Origin of the sequence: Rothia nasimurium, from assembly GCF_014217215.1 — a bacterium.
Classification (GTDB): domain Bacteria; phylum Actinomycetota; class Actinomycetes; order Actinomycetales; family Micrococcaceae; genus Rothia; species Rothia avistercoris.
This window is the reverse complement of the sequence record NZ_CP056080.1, coordinates 1,623,624-1,646,289: the sequence shown is the minus strand read 5'-3', so window position 1 is coordinate 1,646,289 and position 22,666 is coordinate 1,623,624. Positions and strand designations below refer to the sequence as shown.

18 protein-coding genes are annotated in these 22,666 nt (G+C 60.4%); 16 read left to right on the top strand and 2 right to left on the bottom strand.

Annotation, left to right across the window (positions count from 1 at the left end):
- Positions 1-10: 10 nt before the first annotated feature.
- Entirely contained in the window at positions 11-1,372 is a 1,362-nt protein-coding gene (locus HWU94_RS07510; RefSeq protein ID WP_185173171.1) for a class II 3-deoxy-7-phosphoheptulonate synthase, read from the top strand.
- A gap of 134 nt (positions 1,373-1,506) precedes the next feature.
- Here the strand turns inward: HWU94_RS07510 and HWU94_RS07505 are convergent, their stop codons facing one another.
- Positions 1,507-2,970, bottom strand: a complete 1,464-nt coding sequence (locus HWU94_RS07505) for a serine/threonine-protein kinase (protein WP_185173170.1) — start codon at positions 2,968-2,970, stop codon at positions 1,507-1,509.
- Positions 2,971-3,078: 108 nt separating this feature from the next.
- Between HWU94_RS07505 and HWU94_RS07500 the strand changes: the two genes are divergently transcribed.
- Positions 3,079-3,450, top strand: coding sequence for an Rv2175c family DNA-binding protein (locus HWU94_RS07500; protein WP_185173169.1), 372 nt, complete (start codon positions 3,079-3,081; stop codon positions 3,448-3,450).
- An 87-nt stretch (positions 3,451-3,537) separates the two neighbouring features.
- On the opposite strand, the gene HWU94_RS07495 is transcribed toward HWU94_RS07500, so the two are convergent.
- Positions 3,538-4,650 carry a polyprenyl synthetase family protein gene (locus HWU94_RS07495; RefSeq protein ID WP_185173168.1) on the bottom strand — a complete coding sequence of 371 codons (1,113 nt, stop codon included), beginning with the start codon at positions 4,648-4,650 and terminating at the stop codon, positions 3,538-3,540.
- A 126-nt stretch (positions 4,651-4,776) separates the two neighbouring features.
- Here HWU94_RS07495 and dinB point away from each other — a divergent pair, with 126 nt between their 5' ends.
- From dinB to HWU94_RS07425, 14 genes are all read left to right on the top strand, one after another.
- Positions 4,777-6,057 carry a DNA polymerase IV gene (dinB, locus tag HWU94_RS07490; protein WP_185173167.1) on the top strand — a complete coding sequence of 427 codons (1,281 nt, stop codon included), beginning with the start codon at positions 4,777-4,779 and terminating at the stop codon, positions 6,055-6,057.
- A gap of 146 nt (positions 6,058-6,203) precedes the next feature.
- Positions 6,204-6,605 carry a DUF3040 domain-containing protein gene (locus tag HWU94_RS07485; RefSeq protein WP_185173166.1) on the top strand — a complete coding sequence of 134 codons (402 nt, stop codon included), beginning with the start codon at positions 6,204-6,206 and terminating at the stop codon, positions 6,603-6,605.
- A gap of 289 nt (positions 6,606-6,894) precedes the next feature.
- Positions 6,895-7,329, top strand: a complete 435-nt coding sequence (mraZ, locus tag HWU94_RS07480) for a division/cell wall cluster transcriptional repressor MraZ (protein ID WP_135011380.1) — start codon at positions 6,895-6,897, stop codon at positions 7,327-7,329.
- Between the two features lie 50 nt (positions 7,330-7,379).
- On the top strand, positions 7,380-8,375 hold the full coding sequence (gene rsmH, locus HWU94_RS07475) for a 16S rRNA (cytosine(1402)-N(4))-methyltransferase RsmH (RefSeq protein WP_409348791.1): 996 nt from the start codon (positions 7,380-7,382) through the stop codon (positions 8,373-8,375).
- A complete protein-coding gene (locus HWU94_RS07470) occupies positions 8,372-9,055 on the top strand; it encodes a hypothetical protein (RefSeq protein ID WP_185173165.1) in 684 nt (227 codons plus the stop codon). The genes rsmH and HWU94_RS07470 overlap by 4 nt, the downstream gene beginning before the upstream one ends.
- A gap of 125 nt (positions 9,056-9,180) precedes the next feature.
- Positions 9,181-11,034 (top strand): penicillin-binding protein 2, encoded by a 1,854-nt coding sequence (locus HWU94_RS07465; RefSeq protein ID WP_185173164.1) that lies wholly within the window; start codon positions 9,181-9,183, stop codon positions 11,032-11,034.
- 69 nt (positions 11,035-11,103) lie between these two features.
- Positions 11,104-12,798, top strand: a complete 1,695-nt coding sequence (locus HWU94_RS07460; protein ID WP_244955926.1) for a UDP-N-acetylmuramoyl-L-alanyl-D-glutamate--2,6-diaminopimelate ligase — start codon at positions 11,104-11,106, stop codon at positions 12,796-12,798.
- A gap of 15 nt (positions 12,799-12,813) precedes the next feature.
- Positions 12,814-14,409 carry a UDP-N-acetylmuramoyl-tripeptide--D-alanyl-D-alanine ligase gene (murF, locus tag HWU94_RS07455; RefSeq protein WP_185173162.1) on the top strand — a complete coding sequence of 532 codons (1,596 nt, stop codon included), beginning with the start codon at positions 12,814-12,816 and terminating at the stop codon, positions 14,407-14,409.
- A 21-nt stretch (positions 14,410-14,430) separates the two neighbouring features.
- Positions 14,431-15,549 carry a phospho-N-acetylmuramoyl-pentapeptide-transferase gene (gene mraY, locus HWU94_RS07450; RefSeq protein WP_185173161.1) on the top strand — a complete coding sequence of 373 codons (1,119 nt, stop codon included), beginning with the start codon at positions 14,431-14,433 and terminating at the stop codon, positions 15,547-15,549.
- The gene (gene murD, locus HWU94_RS07445) at positions 15,549-17,084 is read left to right on the top strand and encodes a UDP-N-acetylmuramoyl-L-alanine--D-glutamate ligase (protein WP_185173160.1); all 1,536 of its coding nucleotides are present in this window, start codon (positions 15,549-15,551) and stop codon (positions 17,082-17,084) included. The genes mraY and murD overlap by 1 nt, the downstream gene beginning before the upstream one ends.
- A 114-nt stretch (positions 17,085-17,198) precedes the next feature.
- Positions 17,199-18,980 carry an FtsW/RodA/SpoVE family cell cycle protein gene (locus HWU94_RS07440; RefSeq protein WP_185173159.1) on the top strand — a complete coding sequence of 594 codons (1,782 nt, stop codon included), beginning with the start codon at positions 17,199-17,201 and terminating at the stop codon, positions 18,978-18,980.
- Between the two features lie 99 nt (positions 18,981-19,079).
- Entirely contained in the window at positions 19,080-20,177 is a 1,098-nt protein-coding gene (gene murG / locus HWU94_RS07435) for an undecaprenyldiphospho-muramoylpentapeptide beta-N-acetylglucosaminyltransferase (RefSeq protein ID WP_185173158.1), read from the top strand.
- Positions 20,174-21,664: a UDP-N-acetylmuramate--L-alanine ligase gene (murC, locus tag HWU94_RS07430; RefSeq protein WP_244955925.1), complete on the top strand. Its 1,491-nt coding sequence runs from the start codon at positions 20,174-20,176 to the stop codon at positions 21,662-21,664. The genes murG and murC overlap by 4 nt, the downstream gene beginning before the upstream one ends.
- Complete coding sequence (locus HWU94_RS07425; RefSeq protein WP_185173157.1) at positions 21,664-22,557, top strand: cell division protein FtsQ/DivIB; 894 nt, start codon at positions 21,664-21,666, stop codon at positions 22,555-22,557. The genes murC and HWU94_RS07425 overlap by 1 nt, the downstream gene beginning before the upstream one ends.
- The last annotated feature ends 109 nt before the right edge of the window (positions 22,558-22,666 follow it).

Sequence of the window (22,666 nt, the reverse complement as noted above, 5' to 3'; positions counted from 1 at the left end):
GAGTCACCCCGTGACCAACTCCGGCGCCGTACCCACCCCGAACGACTTCCCCGAACTCGAAGAGTGGCGCTCCCTGCACATCGATCAGCACCCCCAGTGGGCTGAGCACCCCGACTTCACCGCCGTCATCAACGAACTGAACAGCGTTCCTCCGCTGGTTTTCGCCGGTGAAGTTGACCAGATGCGTGCCGACCTAGCACGCGTTGCAGAAGGTGAAGCCTTCCTGCTTCAGGGCGGCGACTGCGCAGAAACCTTCGCAGGCGCTACCGCTGATAAGATTTCAGGCCGCGTGCGCACCCTGCTGCAGATGGCGGTTGTGCTGACCTACGGTGCGTCCATGCCCGTGGTCAAGATGGGCCGTATGGCAGGTCAGTTCTCCAAGCCCCGCTCATCGAACGATGAGACTCGTGACGGCGTCACCCTGCCCTCCTTCCGCGGTGAAATGGTTAACGGTTTTGACTTCACCGAAGAGTCCCGCGTGCACGACCCCAATCGCATGCTCCAGGGTTATCACACCAGTGCAAGCACCCTTAACCTGATTCGTGCCTTTACCAAGGGCGGTTTTGCTGACCTGCGTTCGGTCCACTCCTGGAACAAGGGCTTTACCTCGAACCCCGCCCACGCCCGCTACGAGTCCATCGCCGGCGAAATCGACCGCGCTATCAAGTTCATGGAAGCCTGTGGCACCGACTTCGGCCCCCTGAAGACCACCGATGTCTACACCGGCCACGAGGCCCTGCTTCTGGACTTCGAACGCGCTATGACCCGCGTTGACTCCCGCACCCACCTGCCCTACGACACCTCCGCCCACTTCCTCTGGATCGGTGAGCGTACCCGCGGCCTGGATGATGCCCACGTCAACTTCCTCTCCAAGGTTCGTAACCCCATCGGCGTGAAGCTTGGCCCCACCACGACCGCCGACGATGCCATGGCCCTGATTGACAAGCTGGACCCCAACCGCGAGCCCGGCCGCCTGACCTTCATTACCCGTATGGGTGCCGGCAAGATTCGTGAAAACCTGCCCGCCATCGTTGAGGGCGTGCAGAAGGAAGGCGCCAAGGTCGTGTGGGTTACCGACCCCATGCACGGCAACACCATCTCTGTACCGTCCGGTTACAAGACCCGCCGCTTCGACGACGTCATGAACGAGGTTCAGGGCTTCTTCGAGGTACACGAGGCTCTCGGTACCTTCCCCGGCGGTATCCACGTAGAGATGACCGGTGACGACGTCGCTGAATGCCTGGGCGGTTCTGACCCCATCGAAGAAGCAGCTTTCGCTGACCGTTACGAGACCCTCTGCGACCCCCGACTGAACCACCAGCAGTCCCTGGAAATCGCTTTCCAGGTTGCTGAGTACCTGGCCCGCCGCTAAGGCTAAGGTCTCCAGGGCACAGAGCAAGCCGCCGTCGCCTTCTCTTGAACACAGGTTTCAAGAATAGGGCCACGGCGGCTTTTCTATGCCCGGGTTTTCCCCTCGGGTTCTGTACTGGAGCGAGGGCGCCTGCGCTAGAGAATAAGGCTTGCCAGCCACCAGCCCACAAGACCTGCTGCGACAAATCCCAACAGAACCAGGGCAAGAATCAGGACTATAGAAACCGGGGAGAGGGGTGGGCGCCACCTCTCAGCCGGGCTCCGGCGCTGGGCTTCGGTCCACTGGGCGGGGTTGGCGGGGCGTACCGGCGCTGGTTTCGGTGCGGACGCCGGTGCTGCGTCCGCGCGTACACTGCGGTGGGCGGTAGCCCGCTGCCGGTTATACTCTGCAGAAATTGATGGCTGTTCTACCACCGCCGGGTCTTGGGCAGCGTCGTGCTCAGATAGCTGGGCATCGAGGACGGCCTGGGTTTCGGTCTTGGGCCCAACCCCGGGGAAGTCGGTGGGGGCGTAGATCTCAACGGGGGCGTCCGCGGCTGAACGTACTGCCTGCTCGTGCTCGCTAAGCGGGCCAGAGGAACCTGCATCGAGTAGGTCATCGGCGGCTCCAAAACCGGTGATAGCGGTCTGCTCGTGGCGTACCCGCCCCGACTGTTCGGCGATATCGGCGACGTCTTCCCATAGCGTTGTTGCTGGCTGATCCGCCTGACCTAGCCGGTAGTCCTTCTCCTGTTCACTGGCACGGGCCTCAATATCGCGCAGGGCCCGGTAGAGCTCGGTGGCGTCTTGGGGGCGGTCACGGGGGCTGCGGCGGGTGCACCAGCTCACCACACCCGCGATGTCGGAAGAGATACCCTCAGCCAGGTGGGCGAGGGAGGGAATATCGGTGTTCATGTTGTGGTAGAGCACCTGCTGGTCGTTATCGGCCCCGGCAAACGGCATACGGCCGGTGAGCAGGCGATACATCATCACGCCCAGGGCAAAAATATCGGCAGGAGGCCCGACCGGTGAGGCAACGTCGAGGATTTCGGGAGCCACGAAGGAGGGGGTACCCATGAGCTGGCCGGTTGCGCTTTGATCGGCCCTTCGCGTCAGGCCAAAGTCGGAGAGCTTAACGCCCCCTGTATCGGCCTCTAAGAGAATATTGGCGGGCTTGATATCGCGGTGAATCAGATGGTGGGCGTGCACCTCAGATAGGCCCTCAACCGCAGGAATCATGATATCGAGCATCTCGCCCACCGAGAGCACCGGTCGTAGCTGCGTCAGCTGCGCCAGGGTACACCCGTGCACGTACTCTAAGACCAGGAACATGACCTGCTGACCGTGAACTACCTCGGTGCCCTCGTCGATGACACCTACAACGTTCTCATGCTGAATCTTCTTGAGCGCCGAGCCCTCTCGGAAAAACTTCTGTTGCTGAGCTGGGTCGGTAGAGAGGTGGGGGAGTAGCACCTTGAGCGCCACCGGGTTATCTGACCACAGGTCAACCGCGTGGTACACCTCGGCCATACCACCGCGCGCAATCAGGTGGCCCACCTCAAAATGGCCCTTGAAAATAACCCCGGTCAGCCAGGGAGCAGCAGAGAAGTCATCAGTCATCCTCACTATTGTACGGGCGGCCCCTGGGAAGAGACCGAAAACGAAACTCGCTGTGCCCCCTGCCGATGCTACCTACCGATTCCCCGGTTTCTGGGGCACAATGGATAGGTGACTGATGAAAAAACTACACCCGAAGTAATTGCTCTGGTTGGCGATTGGCTGACCATCCCCGATATCGCAGAAGCCCTTGACCTCAAGGTCACCCGCGTCCACAACCTGCTGGCTGACGGAACCCTGCTGGCCGTGCGCGACCCCGAAACCGGCGTCCGCAAGGTCCCCGCCCTCTTCATGCGCGAAGACCGCGTGCTTGAGCCCCTCAAGGGCACCCTGAGCGTACTGGCCGATGCCGGTTTCACCGCAGAAGAAGCTATTGTTTGGCTCTACACTGCTGACGACACCCTGCCGGGCCGTCCTATCGACGCCCTGATTGACGGTCGCAAGACCGAAATCCGCCGCCGCGCTTCAGCCCTGGCCTGGTAAGGCATTCAAAGGTTTAGATAGAGAACAGCAGGCTCACACTCCGGTGTGAGCCTGCTGTTCTATTACCTGATAAATGCTAGCGCTACCCTAGAAGGAGCGGTGCAGGGCCTTGGCCGCAATGGCCCGCAGGGCCTGCTGCACGGATGCTTCGAGGTCGAGGGCTTCAAGGGCGGCTAGGGCCTCGTCCCCCTTGGCTTGAATCATCTCTTCAACGGCCTGGAGGGCTCCGGAGTCTCGCATGAGGCGCTGAAGCTCTTCGATGGTTTCTGCCCCCAGGGTAGGGGAACCCAGGGAGCCTTCGAGGAAGGCCCGCTGGTCTGCGTTACTCTTCATGGCCGTAAAGGCCGTGAGGACGGTGCGTTTGCCCTCGCGCAGGTCATCGCCAGCGGGCTTGCCTGTGGTCTCGGGCTCACCGAAGACCCCCAGTACGTCATCGCGCAGTTGGAAGCCCTCGCCCAGGGGTAGGGCAAAGGCCCGGTAACCGGCAACCAGTTCGGAGGTCTCCCCGTGCTTTAGACCAAGACCCAGGGCCCCGCCCAGGGCAATGGGGTGTTCACAGGAGTATTTAGCGGCCTTGTAGCGAATCACGTTCTTAGCCCGCTCAAGGGCAACTTTTGGCTCTTCTTCGGGCACGACTTCGCCCACAATGTCGAGGTACTGGCCGGCCATCACTTCGGTGCGCATCAGGTCAAAGATAAAGCGGGCTTCGCTGGCGGCAGTGAGCTCAGGAATGGACGAGAACACCATTTCTGACCAGGACAGGCACAGGTCGCCGGCCAAAATTGCGCTTGATACACCGAACGACTCAGCGCTGGTCTTATAGCCCAGCTCCCGGTGCATGGCCTCGAACCGGCGGTGTACACTGGGGGCGCCCCGTCGGGTGTCGGAGGCATCGATAATGTCATCGTGAATCAGGGCAGCGGTCTGGAAAAGTTCGATCGCTACACCCGCCCGAACGATGGACTCGGTCACTCCCGCTCCACCAGCTCCGCGGTAGCCCCAGTAGGCCAAGAGCGCTCGAAGACGTTTACCGCCGGTGGAAAGGGCGCGGACGGACTCCAACAGGGGTAGGGTTTCAACCGAGACGGTTGCCATGAGTTCTTGCTGGGTATCAAAAAAGCGGCCCATCTCGGCTTCGAGAGCCTCAAGGTAGGCTGCGGATTCCTCGGGGCCGGTAGTGGGGGCTGGCTGGGGGGTCATGACGTCCTTGGGTCTGGGGATAGCTCTGCACACCAGTCTAGTAGATGCAGGTCGACACCTAGTCAAAACTGCCCTGCTCATCTAGGATAGATTAGAACATAGTTTCGATAAATGGGGGTAGGGCGGATGGGCCAGCAGGCTACTCAGGGCGTGCGTGCGGATGCCCCTGCCCGCATCATCATGCACCTCGATATGGATGCCTTCTTCGTCAACGTTGAACTTCTTGCACAGCCCCAGCTGCGTGGGCGTCCGCTTATTGTTGCCCGTAACTCGCCGCGCTCGGTCGTCCTCTCCGCCTCGTATGAAGCCCGCCGCTACGGTGTGCGCTCAGCCATGCCGTTGGCCCGCGCCCGCCGGCTCTGCCCCGCTGCCCTGCTGCTGGAGCCGTCCGCCCACTACCGCAGTTACTCCGCTCAGGTGATGGCTATCTTAGGTACGATTACCGACCGCCTAGAGCAGGTTAGCGTTGATGAAGCCTTCCTTGACCTCACCGGCGCCGTCCGAGCCCAAGGGAGCCCCGTCGATATCGCGCAACAGGCCCGCGACCGCATTAAAACCGAGCTGGGTCTGCCGAGTTCCGTAGGGATTTCATCAAGTAAATTCGTTGCCAAGATGGCGTCCGCCGGTTCTAAGCCCAACGGTCTCTGGGTGGTCCCACCCCAGCGGGTGCAAGAATTCCTGGACCCCCTACCGGTCGGTAATCTCTGGGGCGTCGGGGCTAAAAGCGCTGCCTTCCTCGAAGGACTTGGAATCCATACCGTCGCCCAGTTGCGAGAATACGACCTGCCCTGGCTTCAGGGGCGCTGCGGCCAGGCGGCAGGTCTGCACCTCTATGAACTTGCCCGCGGTATTGACCGCCGCGAGGTCACCCCAGAGCGTATCGAAAAATCAATCGGTGCCGAGCACACCTTTACCACCGACCAAACGAGCGCCGAGGCTATCACCGCAGAACTCTACAGCCTCTGTCTCGCCGTTGCTCGAAGACTGCGAACCGCCGGTCGCCAAACCCGCACCCTCAGCCTCAAAATTCGCTACTCAGATTTCGAAACTCTCACCCGCTCCTGCCCCCTGCCCCTTGCAACCGTATCCGGCCGTATCATGTTTGACGCCGTTATTGCCCACCTCAAACAGTTAGAAGTATTGCAGCCCGATGGCTCATCACACCGGCCGATACGGCTGCTGGGCGTCCGCGCAGAAAAACTTGAAGGGCGGGAAACCGGTGTGCAGATGCAACTCTTCGCCCCAGCTTCACCCGGTGCTACAGGCGGCACGACCTTACCGACCCAAGATACCCTTGCCGAAGAATGGGAAGGAGCCGAAAACGCCATGGACACCATCAATGCCCGCTTCGGTACCCACGGTCTTCTCCCAGCAAGCCTTATCACCTCTGAGGGGCGAAAACGATAGGTAAATTCGAGGTCATTTTCAGGGTGTATCTAGGCTGCACCCAAAAGCTACCGGTAAGATGAGTAGACAACCTAACGCGCGCTCGCGTCTGGTGCTGCTCGCCCCACCTGCGCGTTTAGGCTCACCGCACAAGCTAAGGAGACACCATGGCGCTTTCAGAACAGGAACAGGAACTTCTTGCCCAGCTCGAAAAGCAGCTCAACGAAGACCCCGCCTTTGCGTCAACCATGACCGGCCCCCAGCCCCTTGTGGCTCAGGCTGTCTCGTCATCACCCCGCAATCTGGTGATTGGCGCCCTCGTTGCTGTGGTGGGTCTGGGCATCATCATTGCTGGAGTCTCTACTAAGCTCATCCTGTTGGGCGTACTGGGTTTTGTCGTAGCAGCTGCTGGCGTGTATTTCGCTACGACTGCGCCCAAGGGAAAAGGCACTAAAGCTACCGGTGGGGCATCTACCCGCCCGACCCCTTCAAAAAATAAGGGGAATTCTCGCTTTATGCAGAACCTTGAAAACAAGTGGGATGAGCGCCAAGGCGGCTCTCGCTTCTAGCCCCTCCATAGATTAACGTTTAACCGCCCGGTCTGCACCGGGCGGTTTTTGTATGTCTTCAAAGTTATATATGGGAGATGCGGATCGACTGCCCGGTGGGTGCTTCATGAAGCAGAAAATTTTGTAACCATCTCATTCCGTGTGAAAACACTCAAAAACCCGGTAAAAATTCCGTATTTGGTACATTCGGTGGGGCATAGTGGAGTAAAGTGGAGGGGATAGAACAACACTGATGTAGTTTCCCTGCTTGCTAGGGGGAGCACAGGCGACAGGTAGAGGCGGTGGTGCCGTGTTTCTTGGAACTCACACCCCGCGTCTGGACGCCAAGGGGCGCCTGATTCTTCCCGCGAAATTTCGCGAGCAGCTGGAAGCAGGTCTGGTGCTCACCCGCGGGCAGGAACGTTGCCTCTACGTCTTCACCATGACCGAGTTCGAGCGTATTCACGAACAGTTGCGCACAGCTCCGCTGTCGTCGAAGCAGGCGCGAGACTACATTCGAGTTTTTCTATCGGGGGCCTCCGACGAGGTACCCGATAAGCAGGGGCGAATCACCATACCTCAAAACCTCAGAGACTACGCTGGGCTGGAAAAAGACCTCACGGTCATCGGCGCAGGCTCACGAGCAGAAATATGGAGCACCGAAGCTTGGGAGGCCTACCTGAAAGAACAGGAAGAAGCCTTCTCAGGCACCGACGATGAGATCCTGCCAGGGCTTATGCTCTAACCCACCCAACTGACAGCGGACCACAAAACCACCAACGCGAGGAGCACCCCTTGACTCAGGTAGAGAACCTCTCACCCGGCAAGGACGCCAAAGACAGGCACGTGCCGGTCATGCTTGACCGTTGCCTTGACCTCCTCGCGCCCGCAATTTCTCGCCCCGGCGCCGTCGTGATTGACGGAACCCTGGGCATGGGCGGTCACTCTGAAGCCATGCTCGAGCGCTTCGAAGACCTCACCCTCATCGGGATTGACCGGGACCTCATGGCTCACAAACTCGCAGGTGAGCGCCTGGCCCGCTTCGGCGACCGCTTCATCCCTGTGCACGCCGTGTACGACGAAATTCCTCGCGCTATGGCAGAAGCCGGTGTAACCCAGGTTGACGGTGTGCTCTTTGACCTGGGTGTCTCATCTATGCAGCTTGATGAGCGTGAGCGCGGCTTTGCCTATTCCTACGATGCCCCGCTCGATATGCGCATGGATAACACCGAAGAACTCACAGCCGCTATCGTGGTGAATACCTATGATGAGGCTGAGCTGCGCCGCATTATCCGCCAGTGGGGCGAAGAGAAATTTGCCGCCCGCATTGCTTCCCGTATCGTAGCGGCTCGCGCCGAGCGTCCTTTTGAAACTACCGGTCAGCTGGTCAAAGCAATTCAGCAGGCCGTTCCCGTAGCCGCCCAGCGCAAGGGCGGGCACCCCGCCAAGCGTACCTTCCAGGCCCTACGCATCGAGGTCAACCACGAACTCGATGCGCTGGAACGCGCCATCCCTGCAGCAATCGACGCTCTCAACGTGGGCGGACGCTGCGTGGCCATGAGCTACCACAGCCTCGAAGACAAAATCGTTAAACGAGCATTCACTGCTCGGGCAACCTCCAGCGCCCCCAAGGGTTTTCCTGTCGAGCTCGAAGAACATAAACCCGAACTCAAAATCATCACCCGCGGTGCTGAACCACCCACCGAGCAGGAGATTGAAGAGAACTCGCGGGCAGCGTCCGCAAAACTGAGGGCAGCAGAAAAAATCAAGACACCAAAGGCAACACGATGAGCGCGGAACCCCGTTTCCCCACCTCAACCGACGACGGCGGGCAGCTGAACAAGCCCCGCCTGTCTGTGGTGCGCGATGAACCCCATGAAGCAGCCCCCGCCCGCCGCCCTCTCTCACGTTCCCGGGCCCTGCGCGCAACCTCCAACCGGTGGCGAGTTTTCGTGGCTCTGGGGTCCATGCTGGTTGCTCTTCTTGCCGTTCTGGTGCTCAGTATTGTCATGGCATCGCGCCAGTACGACCTGGTTGAGCTACGAGCTCAGGAGCAGGCCCTGATTCAGCAGAACGAGGCCCTATCCCAGGAAATTGAGTTCCATCAGGCTCCGCAGGATTTGGCGATTCGCGCTAGCCAGCTAGGGCTGGTTGCGGCCTCTAGCCAGGCCACCCTTGACCTTCAAACCGGTGAAATTACCGGTACCCCTCTGGCAGCTGTCGAGGGTGCAGCCAACAGCAAGAACCTGATCTCGCCCCCCGCCCTGGCCGATACGCAGGCCTACGAGCAAGCCAGCGCCCGTGCTGAGGAACAGCGCAAGAAGGAAGAGGCCGAAGCTAAAGCATCGGCAGAAGCCTCAGCCAGCGCAGCCGCTTCAGCGAGTGCTCAGGCTTCAGCATCTGCGGCAGCTTCGCAGACGGCCCAGCCATCGGCCCACCTATCTGCTACGGCGAGCGCAGGCGGTCAGTAGCAAGCGCACGATACGGTGCCTGCCCTGGTGGTGGGCACCTGTTCGCCTTATGGGGTAGCGGGGCTAGCGCGCGGCGCGCGGGCCACAGTAAAGAGTGAACCACAGCGGAAGAGAAATAGGGGACGATGAGCGGCACTGAGCAGAACGAACCCGTACAGGGCATCAAACGCACCGTTGGGCGGCGCGGCTTTATTGCGGGTACCCTGGGTATCGGTGGCCTGGGCGTCGTGGGCCTGCGCCTTGCCTGGTTGCAGGGTCTTGACCCGAACAGTCTAGCCGACGCTGCGAAAGCCCAGCGTACCCGTAAGCAGACCATTCCGGCCCTGCGCGGGGAGATTCTCGATATCAACGGCAACGTGCTGGCGCGCAGCGTGCAGCGTTACAACATCACCGTTGATCAGTCTGCTGTGGCGAACTTTAAACGTTATACCGAGGAAAGCCGTGACCCGGTCGAGGTAACCCCCACCGAGCTAGTGTATGAGTTGGCCGATATTCTTGAAATGAGTGACGCCGATGTGAAGGCGGCGCTCGATGGCGACCTCAAATACAAGATTGTTAAAGAGAACGTCACTCCTGCTATCTACAACAAGGTAGATGCCCTGGGTGCCCCCTATATCTACGGTGAGATTTTGTCTGAGCGTAAATATCCTAACGGCCAGGTGGGTGGCTCGGTGGTAGGCCGCTTTAGCATCATTGAGGAAGCCGTGGACGGCACCAGCGGCGAAACGCGGCAGGTGAACAACTCGGTGGGCATCGAACGCACCATGGGGGAGCACCTAGCCGGTGTTGACGGTGAGCGTGTTTATGAAATCTCAGCTGACGGTATTCGTATACCTATCGGGGACGAACAGAACACCCCTGCCCAGGACGGTAAGAGTGTGCGGCTGACCATCAATCAGGACGTACAGTATTTTGCGCAGCAGGTGGTTAAAGCCCGTGCTGAGGAACTGAAGGCTGAGTGGGGTACGGCCATTGTGATGGACGTGCGTGACGGCTCGATTCTGGCGCTGGCAGATTCTTCGACGATGGATCCCGGTGCTGAGCGTTTTGAGCTGGCCGATATGAACCCCCGCGCTATTACCCAGGTCATTGAGCCGGGTTCTCCCGAGAAGATTTTGACCATCGCTGCCGTCTTTGAAGAGGGTATCGCTGAACCTGAGACCGTTTACGATGTGCCTGCTGAGCTTGAAATTGATCAGCAGACCATCACCGATCCTTTCGTGCACCCCGCCCAGAAGCGCACTGTTGCCGGTATTATTGCTGACTCGATGAACACCGGTACCGTCATGATGGGTAGCAAGCTCACCAAGGAGCAGCGCTACAACTGGCTTAAGAAGTTTGGCATGGGGGAGTTCACCGGTATTGAGCTCACCGGTGAGTCCCAGGGCCTGGTCAGCGACTGGCGGGACTGGGATATCCGCCAGCAGTACATGGTTCTCTTTGGCCAGGGTGTTGCCCAGACGGCCCTGCAGACCTCAATGATTTTCCAGGCTATGGCGAATAAGGGGGTTATGCTCAAGCCCCGCATCATTGATGCTGTGATTGATACGGACGGTACCGAAGAAGTCCGCGAGGTCGCTGAAGGTACCCGCATGGTGAGTGAAGAAACCGCCCGGAAGACCCTCCAGGTCATGGAGGCTGTCGTGTACCAGGGTCGTGGTGCGAAAGGTGCCCAGATTAACGGCTACCGGGTCGCCGGTAAGACCGGTACCGCAGAAAACGTGGGCGAAGGTTCTAGCACCTATGATGGCTGGGCTACCTCTTTTGTGGGGGTCGCTCCCACCGAGGACCCCCGCTTCCTCGTATCGATTACTATGCACCGCCCGAAAACCACGGCATCGGCTGTTGGCCTGGCAAATACCACAGCCCAGTTTGCAGAAATTATGGAGAAAACCCTGCACATCTATAATGTGCCCCGCTCCACAACGGAGCCGCAGGAGACCCCTAAATTCGCTGAGGGACATGACGAAAACGGCTAAAGTAGACCCTATTAGCACTCGCGCCGAAACGCGCACCTTAATATAGACCGCCCATTGGAGGGAAAGCCCGTGACACAAAACCGAGCACTTGATGGCAGCGCCCAGACGTTGCGCCCCCGTCAGGTTACCGAGCGCACCTGCGCTGAGGTCGCCGACTGGCTGACCGAGGTGGGGTTAGGAGCGCAGCTGGTGCAGGCGTCCGTCCGCCCTATCACGGGTATCACTATGGACTCCCGTGAAGTGCAGCCCGGCGATCTGTACGTTGCCCTGGGGGGAGCCAAGGCCCACGGTGCGTCCTTTCTTCCTGCTGCAATCGAGTTGGGGGCGTCCGCCCTGCTGACCGACGAAGCGGGCCTTGAAATTGTGCGCGAGCTGGGTATTCCCGATGACCTGGGTGTAGTCACCACCGACCAGGTGCGAGCTGCTGTCGGCCCGCTCTCTGCTCGCATTTACGCTTCTCAGCCCAGTGGCGGGGGAGCACCCCGCCTCTTTGCGGTGACCGGCACCAACGGTAAGACCACCACTACCTACATGACCAACTCAATCATGCAGGCGCTGGGGCACACTACCGGCCTGATTGGTACCATTGAGATTCTTGCCGGTGGTCAGGCTATTCCCTCTAAGCTCACCACTCCCGAGTCCTCCCACGTGCACTCCCTCATTGCCCTGATGCGCGAGCAGGGTATTACCAGCGCCGCGATGGAGGTGTCATCGCATGCCCTGGACTACCGCCGCGTCGATGGCATTCGCTATGACGTTGCGGGCTTTACCAACCTCACTCAGGACCACCTGGACCTGCACGGCACCATGGAAAGCTACTTTGATTCCAAGGCCGAGCTCTTCACCCCGGCCCGTACCCGTCGCGCCGTTATCACTGCCGATGACCACTGGGGTCTTGACATGGCAAAGCGCGCGGTTCAGGCTTTGGGGGCCCGCGCTGTGGTTCGCCTCTTTACCAACTTCGGTGCCGGTTACGAGCCGGGGGAGGACGCTCTCACCTCCCTTGCTGCCCAGGACTGGGCCCTGGTGCAGGTAGAGCGCTCCGGTATTGGCCACTCCTTTACCCTGCGCCGTGGCGACGGTTTTGAACTGCCCAGCGCCACCTTGCTTCCAGCTGATTTCAATGTCTCGAACGCTGCGCTGGCCGCCGTGATGGTTTTTGAGAGCGCCCGCGACGGGCTAGAGCGCGAGCGCATCACCGAAGTGCTGGCTCGCACCGAGACCCTGACCCCCGTTGTGCCCGGTCGTATGCAGCTGATTTCCACCGAGCCCACCGCCCTGGTGGACTTCGCCCACAACCCCGATGCCCTGAAACGTGCGCTTGAAGCAATCGAGCCGGCAGATGAGGACGGCAAGATCATTATTGTTTTCGGTGCAACCGGTGAGCGTGACCAGACCAAGCGCCCCTTGATGGGCGAAATCGCCGCCACCTATGCCGATATCGTGGTAGTGACCGACGACGACCCCCATGGCGAAGACCCTGCCCCTATCCGCGAGGCTGTTGAGTCTGGTGCGCTCGCGGCTCTTGAAGCCGGGGCCCGCGCCCAGCGGGTGCTCAACATTGAGCCCCGCGCCGCTGCCATCGATGAAGCTATCGCCCTGGCTGGACCCAAGGACTCAATTCTGATTGCTGGCCGCGGCCACGAGGTAGCCCAGGACGTTGCCGGTACCGATATCGAGCTTGACGACCGTGTAGAGACCGCTCGCGCCCTGCAGGCTGCCGGTTTCAGCGTGCTCCCGGCCTATCAGAACCGCCAGAAGTAACCTAAAGGTAAACCTATGATTAAACTTTCAGCACTAGAGATTACAGAAGCTGTCAGCGGTACCCTGTTAGGGGTAGACGCTGCCGATTCTGCTGCTCTGACCTGCACTTCTGCTACTACAGACTCCCGCGAAGTTGACGCCGGCTGTCTCTTTATCGCTAAGCCCGGTGAGGTGACAGACGGCCATAACTTCCTGGCTGCAGCCTTCGAGCGGGGGGCTTCTTTGGCTCTTGTTGAACGCGAGGTTCAGGATGCTGACGGCCAGCTATACCCCTCAATTCTGGTCGACGACGTTGTGCTGGCTATGGGACGACTGGCCTCTTACATCGTGGCCCGCCTGCGTGAGCGCGGCGACGTGACGGTTGTGGGTATCACCGGTTCTGCGGGGAAGACCACTACCAAGGACCTACTGGCAGCTATCTTCGGTGCAGAGGGCAAGACCGTGGCCCCCATCGGGTCTTTCAACGGTGAGGTCGGAGTGCCGCTGACCGTCTTCCGGGCCGAGGAAGACACCCGGTACCTGGTCATTGAGATGGGCGCTGACCGGGTGGGTAACATCAAGTACCTGACCGACATGATTTCTCCGGATTTCGGCGTTGTGCTCAAGGTGGGCACAGCCCATGCCGGTGAGTTTGGCGGCGTCGATAACATCGAAGCGACCAAGGGCGAGATGGCCGAGGGCGTCCGCCTGGGACTGGGCCTGAACATCGACGACTACCGGGTGAGGCGCATGCTGAACCGGGCGTCCACCCCCGTCACCTACTTTGGCGTTGAGGGTCGCGAAGCGGAACTAACCCACACCGCTAACCCCGGTGTGGCAGAAAACCGCATGACGGCGTCCAATCTCACCACCACCGATGAAGGCAAGCCTGCCTTTACACTGACCTTCCCCGATGGGCAGGCCTATGAGATTAGCTCCCAGCTCATCGGCGAACACCACGTTTACAACCTGTTGGCGGCAGCTACCGTTGCCTATCAGGTCGGAATCGACCCGGTTCGCATCGCCCAGCAGCTCAACACCGCTGGGGCAGCCTCCAAATGGCGTATGCAGCGTACCGACCGGGCCGACGGAGTGACCGTCATTAACGATGCCTACAACGCTAATCCCGAGTCTATGACCGCTGCCCTGCAAACCCTTGCCCAGCTGGGCCGTCTGCCCTCCACCAATCGCACCTGGGCCGTACTCGGTGCCATGCTGGAACTCGGCGACCAGACCCTGACCGAACACGACCGCATCGGCCAGCTGGCAGTACGTCTCAACATTTCTAAGCTCATCGCCGTAGGCGACATCGCCAAGCCCATCTACAACACCGCCCACCTGGAAGGCTCCTGGGGTAATGAGGCAACCTGGGTTGCCACCACCGAGGAAGCCTTCGAACTCCTGCGCGGTGCCCTAGAGCCGGGTGATATCGTCCTCTTCAAGTCCTCAAACGGGGCTGGCCTGGGCCTTCTCGGTCAAAAAGTTGCTGACTATGAGGGCAAACTCACCCGAGACGAAGGCGATAGTGGGCAATCACAGCCCTGGTTAAGCGCCGGTGACTTCGTCCAGGTACTAAACTCAGACAGTGGCGCCCAGCCAGATGCTGCCGCCAAGACCACAGATAACTCATAACCGGGAAGGCACAGACACCGCATGATTTCCATCCTGTTGGCTGCCGCTTTCGGCTTGATCATCTCGATCACCGGAACCCCGCTCTACACCAAATGGTTGGTGAAGCAGCAGTTCGGCCAGTTCATTCGCGAAGACGGCCCCACCTCACACCAGACCAAGCGGGGCACCCCCACCATGGGCGGTGTCATGATGATGGCAGCAACCGTCCTCGGTTTCTTCCTAGCACTGGGTCTCTCAGCCCTGCTCACCGGTACTACCTTGGCCCCCTCAGCGTCCGTGCTACTCGCTATGTTCCTGATGCTGGGTATGGCGGGCGTTGGCTTCATTGATGACTTCCAGAAGATTTGGAAGAAGCAGAACGAGGGTCTGACTCCCAAAGGCAAGATTGTGCTTCAAGGGTTAATCGGTACCCTCTTTGCTGTGGGCGCCCTGCTGAGTAAGGACGAACGCGGCTGGTCACCTGCCTCCTTCAACATCTCCTTCACCCGCGATATCTCCTGGCTCGACCTGGCCTTTGCCGGGCCTGTGCTGGGTATTATCCTCTTTATCATCTGGGCTAACCTGATTGCCACCGCTACAACGAACGCGGTGAACCTCACCGACGGTCTGGATGGCTTGGCCACCGGTGCCGCCATCATGGTCTTTAGCGGTTACTTGCTGATTTCGATGTGGCAGCAGCAGCACCTGTGTGCCCCCGGCTCTCTTGATAACGTCTGCTACGAGGTGCCCGATTCGGGGCAGATGGCGATGCTGGCTGCTTCCCTCATTGGCGCCCTAATCGGCTTCCTCTGGTGGAACACCTCACCGGCCACTATCTTCATGGGCGATACCGGCTCCCTGGGCCTGGGTGGTGCGCTGGCTGCTTTCGCTATCATCACCCGCACCCAGATGCTTCTGCCGATCATCGCAGGTCTCTTCGTTATGATCGCCATCTCCGTTATTCTGCAGGTGGGCTACTTCAAGATGACCGGCGGTAAGCGCATCTTCCGCATGGCCCCCCTGCAGCACCACTTTGAGCTCAAGGGCTGGACCGAAGTCAACGTTGTCATCCGCTTCTGGATTCTGGCTGGTCTGTTTGTGGCTATTGCTCTGGGCATTTTCTACGGCGACTGGCTTCTGAGCAACGGAGGTGTCTTCTAATGAAGGCAAGTAACGCAAATCCCGTCTACGGCTACGAGCGCCTGGAAGCGCTGACCAGCTGGGAATCCGACTGGTCTGGTCTACGCGTGGTCGTTGCAGGCCTGGGTATCTCTGGCTTCTCAGCCGCTGATACTCTCATTGAACTGGGTGCCCGCGTAGTTGTGGTGGACGGTAACGATAACGAGGTCACCCGCGGTAAGGCTGATACCCTGAAGATCGTGGGTGCAGCCGGTTCGGTGCTGGGCACCGGAGCCATGGACGCACTACCCCTGGTCGAGGGGCAGCCCGCTGACCTGGTGGTCACCTCACCCGGTCTTGCTCCCACCATCGGTATTCTGGCCGATGCTGTAGCCCAGAAGATTCAGATTTGGGGCGATGTAGAGCTGGCCTGGCGTCTGCGTCAGCGCGAAGGACGCAAGGTCGCCCCCTGGTTGGCTATTACCGGCACCAACGGCAAGACCACCACTGTGGGTATGACCGAATCTATCCTGCAGACCGCAGGCTACAAGGCCATTGCGGTGGGCAACGTCGGCACTCCCATCCTCGATGCCCTGCGCGACCCCGTGGATTACGACTTCTTCGCCGTGGAGCTCTCTAGCTTCCAGCTGCACTGGACCTACTCCATGTCACCCCTAGCCTCTGTCGTGCTGAACGTGGCAGAAGATCACGTCGACTGGCATGCCGGCTATGACAACTACTTGGCCGATAAAGCCCGCATCTACGAGAACACTCAGGTAGCCTGTATCTTCAACGCTAACTACCCCGAGATCGTGCAGATGGTCGAAGAGGCGGACGTCGTCGAGGGCGCTCGCGCCATCGGTTTTTGGGCCGATACTCCCGGTCTTTCCATGCTGGGTGTAATTGACGGTCTGCTCATTGACCGGGCCTTCCTTGACGACCGCCGCAACCAGGCCCTGGAAGTGGCTGAGGTAGCAGATACCGGTCAGTTGCCGACCAAGCACACCGTGGAGAATGCCCTGGTTGCCGCTGCCCTGACTCGGGCAGCCGGTATCGAACCTGAACAGGTCAAGGCAGGCCTGCAGAACTACGAACCCGGTGCCCACCGCATCCAGCTGGTGGCCAACACCCACGGGGTGCTCTGGGTCAACGACTCTAAGGCCACCAACCCCCACGCAGCGAATGCTTCCTTGGCCTCCTTCAACCCCGTGATTTGGGTAGCCGGTGGCCTGTCAAAGGGCGTGACCTACGACGAGCTGGTTGCTGAACACAAGGACCGCCTCAAGGCCGTGGTCATGATCGGCACCGACACCGCAGCCCTGGTATCTGCCCTGGCTGAGCAGGCCCCTGATGTGCCGGTCTACAAGATCAGTGAGAGTTCCCTGCTGGCCGATGTCAGTGATGGACGGGCCGTCATGAAACTGGCGGTTGCCAAGGCCCACGAGATTTCGGAACAGAATGACACCGTGCTCATGGCCCCGGCTGCAGCTTCAATGGACCAGTTCACCTCGTACGCAGAGCGCGGAAACGCCTTCATCGACGCGGTAGCCGACCTGGTCAACCAGATCAATTCCTAGAACCAATCGGTGCGGAGGGCGGGCAATCAGTAGCTACTGGTTCCCACCCTCCCTCACCTTTAACCGCACCTACGGTGGGGCGTCCTCACCCGAGAGAAGAGAAGCGAAAAGACTATGAGCCTGGCAGCAGAACCCCGGTCACAGCAGCGTCCTGGCTTGATTCGGCGTCTGTGGGAGAGATCCCGGACCACCTGGGAGAACGCCCAGGTACGTTTGGGCTCCATGGTGCTGACCGATGTGCCCATCGTGCTGGTAGTGACTGCCACCGTGCTCACCCTCTTTGGCGTGATGATGGTGCTCTCTGCCTCAAGCGTGGAACAGATTTCATCGGGCGCAGGTGCCTTCAGCCAGGCCCGCTCCCAGGGCATGTTCGCGCTACTGGGTCTCGTTGCTATGCTGATCGTGGGCTACCTGGTACCGGTCATCTGGTACCGGCGGCCCTGGGTAGTGCACACCCTGCTGGGGGCAGCAGCCCTACTGCTCATCGCCGTGATTTTTGTAGGTAGCACCGTCAACGGCAACCGCAACTGGATCAACATCGCTGGTTTCTCGATTCAGCCCTCAGAATTCGCCAAGCCCATCATGATTCTCTGGCTGGCCTCGGTCTACTCCCGTCAGGGGCGCATCGACCGGGGAACCCTGGCCCAGACCGCCTACAAGGGGCTCATTCCCGCCCTCCTCGGCTTTGGCCTGATTGTCACCCTGATTCTGGCAGGCCACGACGTGGGCACCGTACTCATCTACGCCCTCTTCTTCAGCGCAATCTTCCTGGCAGCCCGCCCCTCCCGCGGGCTTGTGGTGATTAGCGCGGGCCTGGGCACCCTGGCAGCCATCATGATGGTAGCCATCAGCCCCAACCGCATCGAGCGTCTCTTCAACACCTTTGCCTTCTGGCGTGACTGCGTTGAGGCCACCTGCGACCAGGCCAACTCTGGCCTGGCAGCACTCGCTACCGGCGGCTTATGGGGCGTGGGTCTGGGGCAGTCCCGGCAGAAGTACAACTACCTGCCTGAAGCCCACAACGACTATATTTTCGCGGTGGTCGGTGAAGAACTGGGCCTGATCGGTGCTATTGCCGTGCTGCTACTCTACGCAGCCCTGATCTACTGCGCTATGCGTATCCTACTGCGCTCCTCTGACCTCTTTATCCGCTACGCCACCATTGGCATCATCACCTGGATCGCCGGCCAGGCCCTGCTCAACATCGCTATGGTGGTAGGGCTTATGCCCGTCATCGGTGTGCCCCTGCCCTTTATTTCTGCCGGTGGCTCCGCCCTGGTGTCGTCACTGACCGGTATCGGAATTCTGATCGCTTTTGCCCGCCAGACCCCCCTTAACCCGATTGTGGGGGAACGTACCGGCATCGCCAATAGCAAGATGCAAAAGGACGCCGCCCGTCGTGTTGCCCTGGCCCGCATCTCTGAGCGAGAGCAAGCTATCATCGCAGCTGACCCAGACGGTACCGGCTGGACTCTTGATAAGCTCACCACCCGCCTGGGTGCTCTCGTCGACGGGCGTGGCTCTGCCCAACCTGCGGCGTCCGCCCCTCAACGGGCCCAGGGGAGTGCGCGCACCGTGCGTCCCTCGGCAGCTACCGCGCGTCCGTCCGCCCAGACACTCCGCCGCTCAACCCCGCTGTCAGCTGAAGCTAGTGCTGAGGCGGCGATGGCTCGACGCTCCAGTTCGGCCAGCGGCGCCCGCCCCTCGGCCAGCGTGCAGCAGGCTCACACCCGCACCACAGCGACTCAGTCCCAGCCCCCTGCTCGCCCTGCTACGCCCGCCACCGCAGCTAAGCCGCAAATCAGCGAGCTACAAGCTCCTGCCCCCAAGGAGCAAAAACTGCCCGCTGGCCTGCGCACTATCCGTAAGGCCCGCAAGCTCCCAGAACAGCACTAAGGGGGTAAGGTGGCTCACGGGCAGGGGGCTCAAGATGTGTCTGTGGCCCATTCCGCGTAAACTAAGGGGCGAAACAGAATACTAAGGGAGTGAAACCTGATGACCCACGCACCCACTGTCGTGCTGGCAGGCGGCGGCACAGCCGGGCATATCAACCCCATGCTGGCTATCGCCCGAGCCCTCCAGGAGCGCGAGCCTGACGTCACCATCATGACCGTCGGCACCGAAAATAGCATGGAGGCCCGGCTCGTACCGGCAGCGGGCTACGACATCAGCTTCATCCCGAAAGTTCCCTTCCCCCGCCGCCCCAACCTTGACGCCATCAAGTTCCCCGGCCGCTTCCGGGCCTCGCTCAAGCAGGCCGAGAAGATTCTGACCGACACCGGGGCGGATGTCCTGGTGGGCGTGGGCGGTTACGTGTGCACCCCCATGTACCTGGCAGCCCGCAAGCTGGGCGTGCCCGTAGTAATTCACGAGGCCAATGCCAAGCCCGGCCTCGCCAACAAGGTGGGTGCGAAGAATGCAGCCCTGGTAGCTACGGCCTTCCCAGATACCCCAATTGCTGGCGCCCGCACCGTGGGTATGCCTATGCGTCAGAACATCGCCGACCTCGACCGCGCCTCTGAACAGGGCGCTGCCCGGGAGCGTCTGGGCCTTGACCCGGCTCTGCCCACCCTGGTGGTCACCGGCGGGTCCCTGGGAGCCTTGAGCCTTAACCGGGCAGTCGCCGAGATTATTGATGAGATTGCTCCGGCTGGCTACCAGCTGCTGCACATCACTGGCCGTGACAAGGCGGTTAAGGACGAGTCCGGCCAGCTCCGCACAGCCCCCGGCTACCAGCAGGTTGAGTTCATTACCTCCATGGAAGATGTCTACGCCGCTGCCGACCTCATGATTGTGCGCTCTGGTGCAGCAACCGTCAGCGAGGTCGCTGCCGTGGGCCTACCGGCTATCTTTGTTCCCCTACCCATCGGTAACGGCGAGCAGGCTCTCAACGCCCGCTCTCTGGTGGCTGCTGGGGCAGCCTTACTGGTGGACGACTCAGATTTCACCGCTAGCTGGTTCCGTCAGAATGTACCGGCCCTGCTAGCAGACACCGATAAACTTACCGACATGGCAGAAAAGTCCTACCGGCACGGCATCCGTGATGCTGCGCAGGTTATGGCAGACGAAGTACTGAAGGCGGCCCGCGTATGAGCACCTCACTAATGGATCTTTCAATCGACCTTCCCGCTCCTCTCAACCCTCCCTTCCCCGAGCGTCCGGCCCTGGCCGACCTGGGCCGGGTGCATTTTGTGGGTATTGGTGGGGCCGGCATGTCGGCTATCGCCCGGCTCATGCTGCGCGCTGGCATGACCGTGAGCGGGTCTGACCAGGCTGAAAGCGCCGCTGTTGATAGCCTGCGAGAGCTGGGTGCCCGGGTAGCGGTGCCCCAGGTAGCTGAAAATATTGAGGGTGTCGATACCGTGGTGATTTCAACCGCGATTCGCGAAGATAACCCCGAACTCGCTGCTGCCCGGGCCCGCGGCCTGCGCGTGCTACACCGCTCTGAGGCTCTGGCGGCGACCATGCGCGACTCCAAGGTGATTGCGGTTGCCGGTACCCACGGCAAGACCACCACCTCATCCATGATTTCGGTGATGCTAGACGGCCTGGGGCTGGACCCCTCTTTTGCGGTTGGCTCTACCATCGCTGGCTATAACACCAACGCCCACCTGGGAGCGTCCGGGCCGGAGTCCTGGTTCGTGGCTGAAGCCGATGAATCCGACGGCTCTTTTGTGCGCTACCGCCCTGAGATTGCGGTTATTACCAACGCTGAGCCCGACCACCTGGATTTCTACGGCACCAACGAGCGGGTCTTCGAGGCCTTCAATCGTTTTATTGCCTCTATGGCGCCCGGCGGTGTCTTCGTGACCTGCTCTGACGACGCCGGCGCAGCCACTCTTGCGGCTCAGGCCGCGGACGCCGGTGTTCAGGTTGTCACTTACGGTGAGGGGGAGGGCGCTATGGTTCGCCTGACCGGTATCACCTCTGAAGGAACCGACTGCTCTTCGAACCTGGTCTGGGACTTTACCGTAGGCGGCCAGCAGTTCGCGGGGCAGATTACCCTGACCCTGCCAGTGCCCGGTATTCATAACCAGCTCAACGCTACGGCGTCCTTTGTCTGTGCCCTGCTAGCAGGTGCCAGCCCCGAAGATGCCGTGAAGGCGCTGGCCCACTTCTCGGGTACCGACCGCCGCTTTACCCTGCGCGGTGAAGCTGCCGGGGTTAAGGTCTTTGATGACTATGCCCATCACCCCACCGAGGTACACCGTGCTCTGGAAACCGGCCGCACGGTTGCCGCCGGGCATAACCTCTACGTGATTTTCCAGCCCCACCTTTTCTCCCGCACCAAGGAGTTCGCTACCGAGTTCGCTGAGTCGCTGTCTCAGGCTGACCGCAGCTACGTGCTCGATATCTACCCCGCCCGTGAGAAGCCGATGGAGGGCGTAACCAGCCATCTCATCACCGAGGCCGGTTTCTCCGAGGTGCACTACGCTGAGAGCACCGACCAGGCGATTGACGCTGTTGTAGCCGCCGCCCTGCCCGGCGATATCATCATGACGGTTGGTGCCGGTGACGTGACTGCTCTGGGGCGGGTGCTGGTAGAGAAGCTTTCTGCCCGTGAAGGTGCTGCACTCTAGTGGCTGATGAAAAGAAGCCCCGTATTCGCCTGAATTCCGCTAAGGTGAGCCAGCTACCAGAGGCTGGCGATAACCTGGTGGATATCTCTGAAAACAGTCGTTTCGCCCAGTGGCGCCAGGCCCAGGAAGAGGAGCGGCAGAGCGGCCAGAGCGAGCCTCAGCGTCTGCCTTCTGCTCCCGTGCAGTTGCGCCCCAAGCGTCGGGCAGCCGGTAGCTGGAAGAAATGGGCCTACGGGGTAGGCACCCTGGTGCTCGCTACCCTGATTTTTGTGGGGGTTGTTTTCTTCTCGCCCCTGCTGGCTACCCGGACGATTACGGTCGAAGGCGCTTCTTTGCTGGATGAGGCTACCGTTCAGCAGCAGCTGAGCCAGCTCCAGGGAGTTCCCATGACCCGCATTAGCGAGTCTGAGGTTGCTTCTCTGATCGGTAACGAGAATGTGCTCTACGGGGTGACCCTGCAGGCGAATCCGCCTCACGAGCTGGTGGTGCAGCTGCATGAGCGGGTGCCCGTGGCTGTGGTGGAGAACGAGGGTAGCTTCGTGCTGGTCGACAATGAGGGTGTGCAACTGGGTACCGCAGCGTCGGTTGAGGATGCCGGTGTTCCGCTGGTTGCCGGAGGCCTGGATATTCTGGGATCGGCTGCTTTTAGTACCGTAACCGGTGTGCTGGCGGCTCTGCCGACCTCGATTTTGTCGCAGGTGTCTGAGGCTAAGGCTGATTCGGCATCAACCATTACTTTAGAGATGATTGATGGTACGCAGGTCGTCTGGGGCACCCCGGAAGACAGCGACCTTAAAGCTAAAGTTCTAGTTCAACTTATGGACTCGGTGGGTAGCCAGCAGGCCGTAGAAACCTACGATGTCTCAAGCCCCCTCGTCCCCACCGTAAAATAGTTTCAACTTATACCTGAAGTTCTCTCTTGTCCTTGATATTTTCTGAGAAAAATAAGGTCATGGGTGAAACGAGGGCGACATTGCAGGGTGAAGTTGATACTCTTTCATT

Bases quoted from the DNA above. Each gene is read 5' to 3' on its own strand.
- HWU94_RS07505 (WP_185173170.1), bottom strand. From the start codon at position 2,970: ATGACTGATGACTTCTCTGCTGCTCCCTGGCTGACCGGGGTTATTTTC.
- HWU94_RS07495 (WP_185173168.1), bottom strand. From the start codon at position 4,650: ATGACCCCCCAGCCAGCCCCCACTACCGGCCCCGAGGAATCCGCAGCC.
- dinB (WP_185173167.1), top strand. From the start codon at position 4,777: ATGGGCCAGCAGGCTACTCAGGGCGTGCGTGCGGATGCCCCTGCCCGC.
- HWU94_RS07485 (WP_185173166.1), top strand. From the start codon at position 6,204: ATGGCGCTTTCAGAACAGGAACAGGAACTTCTTGCCCAGCTCGAAAAG.
- HWU94_RS07470 (WP_185173165.1), top strand. From the start codon at position 8,372: ATGAGCGCGGAACCCCGTTTCCCCACCTCAACCGACGACGGCGGGCAG.
- HWU94_RS07465 (WP_185173164.1), top strand. From the start codon at position 9,181: ATGAGCGGCACTGAGCAGAACGAACCCGTACAGGGCATCAAACGCACC.
- murF (WP_185173162.1), top strand. From the start codon at position 12,814: ATGATTAAACTTTCAGCACTAGAGATTACAGAAGCTGTCAGCGGTACC.
- mraY (WP_185173161.1), top strand. From the start codon at position 14,431: ATGATTTCCATCCTGTTGGCTGCCGCTTTCGGCTTGATCATCTCGATC.
- murD (WP_185173160.1), top strand. From the start codon at position 15,549: ATGAAGGCAAGTAACGCAAATCCCGTCTACGGCTACGAGCGCCTGGAA.
- HWU94_RS07440 (WP_185173159.1), top strand. From the start codon at position 17,199: ATGAGCCTGGCAGCAGAACCCCGGTCACAGCAGCGTCCTGGCTTGATT.
- murG (WP_185173158.1), top strand. From the start codon at position 19,080: ATGACCCACGCACCCACTGTCGTGCTGGCAGGCGGCGGCACAGCCGGG.
- murC (WP_244955925.1), top strand. From the start codon at position 20,174: ATGAGCACCTCACTAATGGATCTTTCAATCGACCTTCCCGCTCCTCTC.